Source organism: Meiothermus luteus (genome assembly GCF_003574085.1).
Classification (GTDB): Bacteria; Deinococcota; Deinococci; order Deinococcales; family Thermaceae; genus Meiothermus; species Meiothermus luteus.
Genome location: NZ_QWKZ01000105.1, coordinates 1 through 9,234 on the forward strand (window position 1 = coordinate 1; position 9,234 = coordinate 9,234).

At 63.9% G+C, this 9,234-nt stretch carries 5 protein-coding genes and 1 pseudogene; all 6 read left to right on the forward strand.

Annotated elements, in window-relative coordinates; genetic code table 11:
* Positions 1–274: 274 nt before the first annotated feature.
* Positions 275–2,122 (forward strand): annotated as a pseudogene (locus tag Mlute_RS16210) (heme o synthase).
* A 99-nt stretch (positions 2,123–2,221) separates the two neighbouring features.
* Positions 2,222–3,289, forward strand: a complete 1,068-nt coding sequence (gene coxB, locus Mlute_RS12655) for a cytochrome c oxidase subunit II (protein ID WP_119360978.1) — start codon at positions 2,222–2,224, stop codon at positions 3,287–3,289.
* 49 nt (positions 3,290–3,338) lie between these two features.
* On the forward strand, positions 3,339–5,759 hold the full coding sequence (locus Mlute_RS12660) for a cbb3-type cytochrome c oxidase subunit I (RefSeq protein WP_119360979.1): 2,421 nt from the start codon (positions 3,339–3,341) through the stop codon (positions 5,757–5,759).
* 214 nt (positions 5,760–5,973) lie between these two features.
* Positions 5,974–7,584: a DEAD/DEAH box helicase gene (locus Mlute_RS12665; protein WP_119360980.1), complete on the forward strand. Its 1,611-nt coding sequence runs from the start codon at positions 5,974–5,976 to the stop codon at positions 7,582–7,584.
* A gap of 72 nt (positions 7,585–7,656) precedes the next feature.
* Positions 7,657–8,721 (forward strand): glucose-1-phosphate thymidylyltransferase, encoded by a 1,065-nt coding sequence (locus Mlute_RS12670; RefSeq protein WP_119360981.1) that lies wholly within the window; start codon positions 7,657–7,659, stop codon positions 8,719–8,721.
* Between the two features lie 104 nt (positions 8,722–8,825).
* The coding region (locus tag Mlute_RS12675; RefSeq protein WP_119360982.1) for a MerR family transcriptional regulator at positions 8,826–9,234 on the forward strand (409 nt) is incomplete at its 3' end.

The window sequence follows — 9,234 nt, forward strand, 5'->3', positions numbered from 1 at the left end:
GGGTAGCGCTTTCCCAAAAGGCGGGCTGCGGCGTAGCGCGGCACCGAAGGGATAAAGAGCAGCCCCCGCATTAGAGCCCTAGAGCCGATTGCGGCTGCGGACAGGCGCTTGGGGACGGGGGCGGTGACCGTGGTCTGCATTCCCCTTCATTTTGCCCCCAAGGGGCGGCTTCTGGCAAAGGGCCAAGCGCCGCAGCGGGGACATTTGTCCTAATGGCGTAGGGTTGGGGGGTTTGGCAGAATGGGGCTCGATACCCCGGGGGGGGCTTTTTCCTATGCTCAACCGACGCTTTACCTTCTACGCCTGGGGGGTGGTGGTCTTCACCCTGCTGGTAATCCTTTGGGGGGATGTGGTCCAGGCCACCGGTTCCGGGGATGGCTGTGGGGCCCACTGGCCCACCTGCAACGGCGAGGTTCTACCGGCCTTTCGGGGCCTCGAGACTTACATTGAGTTCTTCCACCGCATCACCAGCGGCCTCTCCTTCCTGCTGGTGGTCGGCCTTCTGGCCTGGTCACGCCGGGCCTTCCCTGTCGGCCATCCGGCGCGGCTTGGGGCGGGGCTTTCCCTGTTTTTTATGGTTACGGAGAGCCTGGTGGGGGCTGCTTTGGTCCTCTTCCGTCTGGTGGGTGAAGACGCCAGCTTAGCCCGGGCGGTGGTGGCCCCGGTGCACCTTATCAACACCCTTTTCCTGGTGGGCTCTTTGGCCCTCACCGCCTGGTGGTCGGTTTACCCAGAGGCGCGCCCGGTCTGGCGAGGGCAGGGCCCGATGGGGTGGGCCTTGGGCCTTGGCTTCCTAGGTATCCTCGCAGTGGCCGCCTCAGGCGCCCTCACTTCCCTAGGAGACGCGCTTTTCCCGGTGCGCAACACCGCCGAGGCGGTGGACCGGGCCCTCTCGCCGGGGGAGCATTTTCTAGTTCAGCTCCGCATCTACCATCCCTTTATCGCGGTGTTCGTCGGGGCTTACGCGGTGCTAGCGGCCAATCTGGTGGCGGCCCTCCGCCCAGGCCGCCAGGTTCGGTGGTTCGCGCGCGCGGTGGGGGTGCTGTTTGTTCTTCAGCTTGGCATGGGGTACCTGAACGTGCACCAGGCCGCACCCCTCTACACCCAGCTTCCCCATCTCCTGCTCTCCGATTTGGTCTGGCTTTCTTGGGTGCTGCTCGCGGTTTCAGCCCTGGGCCAAGTGGGGTACCCTGCGCGTTCGCGCACCACCCCTGTTGCCGAAGCAAGGTAGACTCATATGGTGCTCTCTGCGACCCGTACCCGAGGCGCCACCTGGCGCGACTACTTCTGGCTCACCAAACCCCGGGTCATCAGCCTGCTCCTCTTCACCACCCTGGCGGCCATGTTCATCGCCGCGAGGGGGTGGCCGGGGTTGGGGCTGTTTTTGGTGGTTCTGGTGGGGGGTTATATGGCGGCCGGTGCTGCCAACGCCTTCAACATGGTCATAGACCGGGATATTGATGGCCGGATGAAGCGCACCGCCCAGCGCCCGACGGTCACCGAGAAGATCAGCAGCCGGGAGGCCACCTTGTTTGCCACAACCCTAATGCTGCTCTCCTTTTTGTTGCTGTGGTGGGGGGCCAACCTGACCGCGGCCCTTTTGGCCATGGCCGGGCTGGGCTGGTACGTGTTGATTTATACCCTCTACATGAAGCGCCGCTTCTGGAGCAACATCGTGATTGGGGGCGCGGCCGGGGCTTTCCCCCCCTTGGTGGGCTGGGCTGCCGTCACAGGTGAGCTCTCCCTTTTCTCCTGGTACCTGTTCTTAATCGTCTTCTTCTGGACGCCGGTGCACTTCTGGGCCCTGGCCCTCATGATTAAAGACGACTACGCCGCCGTGGGCGTTCCCATGCTGCCGGTGGTGCGGGGGGAGCGCGAGACCGCCTATCAGGTCTTCTTGTACGCCATTCTGACGGTGGTCCTGACCCTCATCCCGGTCTTGATGGGGGAGCTTGGCTGGTTCTACCTGCTGACCTCGCTGTCCTTGAACGCCCTGCTGCTCTGGCAGGGCTACCAGCTTTATCGGCGCCAGGAGCGGGCTCGAGCCCTGGGCTTGTACAAGTACTCCATGCTATACCTGGCATTGCTTTTTGTTCTAATGGCGGTAGACCGGGCTTTTTAGGTGTAGCATGTACCCCACTTGGGTATGTGTTTGGTAGGACAGACTGATTCCAGGAAAAATGACTTAGAATGACCAAGAGTGTGAGGTGAGGATGTGTCAATGCTGCAGCGAAGTCTAGGTCTTCTCATCTTGCTGGTGGCGGGGCTGGCCCTGGGCGCCGAACCGGGCCAGGCAGGGGGGCATACCCTCAACATCATTGACCCCCAGGCTTCGGCCTTCAACCGCGAGGTGCGGGGGCTGCTGGCCTGGGTGATGGGGTTCGCGGCCCTGGTCTTCGTGGTGGTGATAGGGGCCTTGACCTATGTGACCATCCGGTTCCGCCGCACGGGTAAGGAGGCCCGCGAGCCCGAACAGGTGCACGGCAACGACCGGCTCGAGGTCATCTGGACCATCATTCCCACAGTCATCGTGCTGATTATCTTTGGTCTCACCGCCCAGAGCATGTTCAAGCTAGACCGCCCCACCCCAGGGGCCATGGTGGTAGAGGTGCGGGGCTGGCAGTTCTGGTGGGACTTCTACTACAAAGACCACGGGGTGCGCAATTCCAACGAGCTGGTTCTGCCGGTCGGGAAGCCGGTGCGCTTTGAGGTAACCGGTGGGGACGGCAGCAACTACGATGTAATCCACTCCTTCCGCATCACCAGCATGGTGGGGGCCCGCGACGCCATCCCAGGCGTGGTTACCCACATTGAGGTGACCCCGGAGAAGGTGGGCACCTACTACGGGCAGTGCGTGGAGCTTTGCGGGGCCTCGCACGCCAACATGCGCTTCAGGGTCAAGGTGGTGCCCCAGGAGGAGTTTGACCGCTGGATTGAGGGGGCCAAGGCCTACCAGGCCACCACTCCTACCGACCCCGTGTTGGCTCGAGGGGAGGAGCTTTACAAGCAGCAGTGCGCGGCCTGCCACGCCCTCAAGGGGGTCTCCCAGGGCCTGCCCCAGAACCCCGACCTGACCTTCTTCGGCAACCGTACCACGGTGGGGGCCGGGATGTGGCCCAACACGCCGGAGTACCTCGAGCGCTGGATCAAGAACTCCCCCGGCATGAAGCCCGGCATCAAGATGCCGGCCTTCCCCCAGCTTTCGGATGAAGAGGTCAAGGCCATCGCGGCTTACCTGATGAGCCATAAGGTGGAGGGTCTGGACTTTAGCAACCTGGAGAAGTTCTAAGGAGGTTTACCGAGACATGGCCGTAGTCGCACCACAACCCACGCGTCGCATGGGCTTTTGGGAGGCGGTCTGGGACCTGCTGACCACCAGCGACCACAAGAAGGTGGGGATGATCTACCTGGTCACCTCGTTCGTGGCCTTTGGGCTATCGGGCCTGATGGCGGTGGCCATTCGCTGGCAGCTTGCCGGCCCTGAGCGGCAGTTTTTGGTGGGGGACGCCTACAACCAGGTGCTCACCCTGCACGGGGCCACCATGCTCTTTTTCTTCATCATCCCGGCGGGGCTGGCGGGCTTTGGCAACTTCATCCTGCCCCTGATGCTGGGGGAGCGAGACGTAGCCCTGCCGCGCATCAACGCCTTTGCGGCCTGGCTTTTTGTCTTCTCCGGTCTGCTCATCTACACCTCGCTCTTCTTCGGTGGAGCGCCGGATGTGGGCTGGACCTTCTACTACCCCTTCTCGCGCACCACGGGCCTGGGCACCGACTTCTTCATGATGGGCGTGCTCCTGGTGGGCCTCTCGAGCCTCCTGGGCTCAGCCAACTTTGCCGCTACGGTCTACAACCTGCGGGCCAAGGGCATGGGCCTGTGGAAGATGCCCATCTTCGTCTGGGGTATCTTCGCTACCTCCATGCTCTCGCTTTTTGCCCTGGCCGGCATCACCGCGGCCAGCCTTACCGTGCTGCTCTCGCGCAAGCTGGGGCTTAGCCTCTACGACCCCCTCATCGGGGGCGACCCGGTGCTCTACCAGCAGTTCTTCTGGTTCTACTCGCACCCGGCCGTCTACATCATGTTGCTGCCCTACCTGGGCATCGCCGCCGAGGTGGCCTCTACCTTCTCGCGCAAACCGGTCTTTGGCTACCGCTTCATGGTCTTCGCCCTGGTGGGCATCGCGGTGGTGGGCTTTTTGGTCTGGGCGCACCACATGTTCACGGTGGGCGAGAGCCTCCTCTTCCAGCTCGTCTTCGTCTTCTTCACGGTGCTGGTGGCGGTGCCCACCGGGGTCAAGATTTTCAACCTGCTGGGGACCCTCTGGGGCGGCCAGCTTGACTTCAAGACCCCCCTGCTCTTTGTGATGGGCTTCATGTTCAACTTCCTGCTGGGGGGGATTACCGGGGTGATGCTGGCGGTGGTGCCCTTTGACTACCAGGTCCAGGACAGCTACTTCGTGGTGGCCCACTTCCACAACGTGCTGATGGCTGGCTCGGGCTTCCTGGCTTTTGCTGGGCTCTACTATTGGTGGCCTAAGATTACCGGCCGGATGTATCCCGAGTTCTGGGGGAAGCTCCACTTCTGGCTCTTTTTGGTGGGCTACCTGCTCACCTTCATGCCCCAGTACGTGCTGGGCTTCCTGGGGATGCCCCGCCGCTACTACACCTACCCCGACGGGCTTTACCTTTGGAATGAACTTAACTTCGCCTCCACCGTGGGGGCGGTGATTCTAGCCCTGGGGGGCATCGCCTGGCTCATTGCCATGTTTGAGAGCTTCCGCCAGAACGTCAAGGCCCCCGACAACCCCTGGGGGGGGTACACCCTCGAGTGGGCTACCTCCTCGCCCCCACCCTCGTACAACTTCGCGGTACAGTTCCCTACCGTTTTCAAGTCCGAGCGGCCGCTTTACGACTGGGAAAAGGAGGGCTTGAAGCCCACCCCCATTGACCCGGCCACCATTCATCTGCCCGCCCCTACGGTCTGGCCCTTCATGACCGCGCTGGGCCTTTTCATCGCCAGCATTGGTATCTCGCTGGCCCCCGATGCCGGCAACGCGCCGGTGGGCGGGGTGCCGGGCTGGGGCGGCTGGCTGGCGGTGGGGGCCATCCTTTTCTTCTACAGCCTCTTCAAGTGGGCCCTGCGCCGGGAGTACGACCACCCGGTGGAGCACCACACCGTGACCGGCAAGTCCAACGCCTGGGTGGGGATGGCCTGGTTCATCGTCTCGGAAATCGCCCTGTTTGGCATCCTGATTGCGGGCTACCTCTACCTACGCCTGACTGGGGCCGCAGTACCGCCCGAGGATCACCGCCCGGCCCTCTGGCTGGCCCTGCTCAACACCTTCTTCCTGGTGGCCAGCTCCTTCACGGTGCACTATGCCCACCACGATCTGCGCACCAACAAGTTCTCGCCCTTCAAGCTGGGGATGCTGATCAGCATCCTGCTGGGGGTGGTCTTCTTCCTCTTCCAGATTTGGGAGTTCGCCATTGCCTCGGGGCACTACGTGGAGGCCCTGAACGCTGCCGGGCAGTCGGAGGCAGCCCAGAAGGCGGCCCTTTGGTTCACTGCTTTCTTCCTGATCGTGGGGTTGCACGGGGCCCACGTGCTCATCGGGGGTACTGGCCTGACCCTGGCCTACGCCCAAGGGTTGGCGGGCAAGATCAACAACCACGAGCAGGGCACCCTCGAGGGCTCCTCCATGTACTGGCACCTGGTGGACGCGGTCTGGCTTTTCATCGTGACCATTTTCTACATCTGGTAGCCTGCTCCGGTCTTGGGCAGGGGCCTAGGCCCCTGCCCAAGCTCTTGACAAAAGCCCGTTCCTCCCCCAGACTGCTAGGGTTGCGCCATTTCAGGCCGCCGGGTGCGGCTCGGCGCACGGCTCGGCGGAGCCGTACATCCTGTAGACCCTGGCGCGAACAAGGTTCTCCGGTGGGATGAGCGGCTCGAGGGCCACGCACCCAGAGGAAGAACCTATGGATTTCTCAGCATTTCAACTGAGGCCCGAAGTGGCCCAGGCCCTAAGGGCCAAGGGCTTTACCACCCCCACCCCCATCCAGGCCGCGGCTATACCGCTGGCCCTGGAGGGCAAGGATGTGCTGGGCCAGGCCCGCACGGGCACCGGTAAGACCTTGGCCTTTGGCATCCCCATTGCCCACCGCCTAGACGCTTTGCACGAGCGGGGGCGCCCTCCCCGGGCGCTGGTGCTCACCCCCACCCGTGAACTGGCCTTGCAGGTGGCCAGGGAACTCGCTGGGCTGGCTCCGCACCTCTCGGTGACCCCTATCTATGGGGGAACCGGCTACAGCAAGCAGGCCGAGGCCCTGAGGCGGGGCACCGATGTGGTGGTGGCCACCCCAGGGCGGGCCATTGACTATCTGGAACAGGGGGTGCTGGACCTTTCCAAGATTCAGATCGCTGTGCTTGATGAGGCCGATGAGATGCTCTCAATGGGCTTTGAGGAGGCCGTTGAGCGGCTTTTGGAGGCCACCCCCACCGAGCGGCAGACCCTTTTGTTCTCCGCTACCCTGCCCACCTGGGCCCGTCGGCTCTCGGAGCGCTACCAGCGGGGGGCGGTTCACATCAACGTCATCAAGGACGAGGCCGTTACCTATGAGGAGGTGGCCATCCAGGCCCCCTTGCACAGCCGGCTGGCCCTGCTTTCTGACCTGCTTTTTGCTTATGGGGCTGAGCGGGCCATCGTTTTTACCAGCACCAAGGCCGAGTGCAACGACCTGGCCTTGGGCTTAGAGGGCCGTGGCCACGGCGCGGCGCCCATCCATGGGGACATGGGGCAGCTCGAGCGGGAGCGGGTGATGGAGCGCTTCCGCAGCGGGGCCACCTCTGTCCTGGTGGCTACCGATGTGGCGGCCCGCGGCCTGGACATTCCCCAGGTGGACCTGGTGGTGCACTACCGTCTCCCCGACCAGCCTGAGGCCTACCTGCACCGCTCAGGCCGCACCGGGCGGGCCGGACGCTCGGGCCGGGTGGTGGTCCTCTATGGCCCCCGCGAAAAGCGCGAGTTGGAGGCGCTCGAGCGCGCCGTGGGCCGCCGCTTCAAGCGGGTCAACCCGCCTACCCCCGAGGAGGTGATGGCGGCCAAGTGGGCCGCGCTGGCCCGCCGCATCGCTGCCCAGCCCGAGGCCGACAGGAAACTTTGGCGGGCACAGGCCGAGCGGCTTATCGCGGAGGGTGGGGTAGAGGCGGTGGCGGGGATGCTGGCGCTGCTTTTGGGTGGGGCTCCTGCCCCTAAAAGCCTGCTTACCGGTGAGGAGAACTGGGTTACCCTGCGCCTCACCGGCCTGCGCCTGAGCGTGAACCGGGTGGTGGCCCTGCTGAAGGCGGCAGGGGCTGGGGAGATAGGCCGGATTCGCCTGGAAGGGGACCTGGCGGCCTACGTGGACCTCCGCCCAGGGGAGGCGGAGCGCCTGGACCCCGCTGCTTTGCGGGAGGTGCGGCTAGGGCGGGCGGTGGAACTTCCCCCTGAGGTGAATGAGAAGGAGGAGACCCCCAGGGGTGCTGCGGCCAAGCCGAAAAGGCGAAAAGAGGCTGGTGAGGCGGTGCGAAGGCGCGTGGTGTACCGCTGAACCGCATTCCGCGGCGGCTCCTGTCCAAATTTCCCCCGTCCTGGCAAGACTCCCTGCTAATATGGCTTTGGCATGAAAGGACTTATTCTCGCGGCTGGGCGGGGCACCCGCCTGCGCCCCCTAACCCACACCCGCCCTAAACCGGTCATTCGGCTGGCAGGCAAGCCCATTATTCGCTACGCGGTGGAGAACCTGATCAATGCGGATGTCAACGAGATTGGGGTGGTGGTCTCCCCCGATACCCAGGAGGACATCCGCCAGGCCCTAAAGAACTGCTTGAACGCTAAGATCACCTACATCGTGCAGGAGCAAGCCCTGGGCATCGCCCACGCGGTGGGCGCGGCAAGGGCCTGGTTGGGCCAGAGCCCCTTTGTGCTCTACCTGGGGGATAACCTCTTCCAGAAGGGCGTCCGCCCCTTTGTTGAGGCTTTCCACCCCGACCTGGGGGCGGTGATTGCCCTGGTACGGGTGCCCGACCCTAGGCAGTTTGGGGTGGCGGTGCTGGAGAAAGGGCGCATCGTCCAGCTTTTGGAGAAGCCCAAGGAGCCTCCCTCCGACCTGGCGGTGGCTGGGGTGTACGTCTTCAGCCCGGTGGTCCTGGATATCATCGCCAACCTCAACCCCAGCGCCCGCGGCGAATACGAGATTACCGACGCCATCCAGGCCCTCATTGACCAGGGTTCAACCGTTCTCGGCCGGGAGGTGGATGGGTGGTGGAAGGATACCGGGCGTCCGGACGACCTGCTGGACGCGAACCGGCTTCTGCTGGTGGAGCAAAAAAGCCCTACCCCGGTGGTGCAAGGAAAGGTGGAGGAGAGCAAAATCACCGGGAGGGTGGTCATTGAGGAAGGTGCGGTGGTCCGTCACAGCACTGTGCTGGGGCCTGTTCACATCGCCTCGGGGGCCCTCATTGAGGGCGCCTACATCGGGCCTTTTACCTCCGTTGGGCCCAACGCCAAGGTGCGCCAGGCCGAGGTAGAGTTCTCCATCCTAGAGGACAGCGCGGTGGTAGAGGATGTGCCCTTGCGGCTGCACGAGTGCATCCTGGGGGTTGGGGCCCGGGTTACCCGGCGCAGCGGGTTGCCCAAGGCCCACAAGCTGGTGCTGGGGGATTTGAGCAGCCTCGAGCTGGCCTAATCCACGATCCCCGAGAAGGGCCCAAGGGTTCAACCAAGCCTCTGTTGTGAACATCAAAAGTAAGTGTCATTGACAGTATTTGGAGTTTTGCATACAATGGGGCTATGCCCGACCTGGCCTACCTGCTCGAGCCCCGCCACACCTGGAACTTGGGGGCGCTGGTGGACGAAGCCAACCGCCTGCTCCCCGAGGTGCTGGTGTTGCCAGGCTCGAGCCGAGCCAAGGAAGCCATCACCGGGCGGACGGTGCGTTACTACACCTCCGAGGGGCTGCTCGACCCCCCCGAGAAGGACTGGCGCGAGGCCCGCTATACCGGACGCCATCTATTGCAGCTTCTGGTGGCCCGGAAGCTCTTGGCCCAGGGGCACACTCTGCGCACCATCGCCCCGGAACTGCGCCGGATGGACAACCTCGAGCTGCTCGAGCTGCTGCAGCGGCCCGCGCAGGTGGTCTTGCAGCCGGCCTCATCCAATCCGGCTCTGGAATACCTGCAGCAAATCCGCCTGCCCGCCC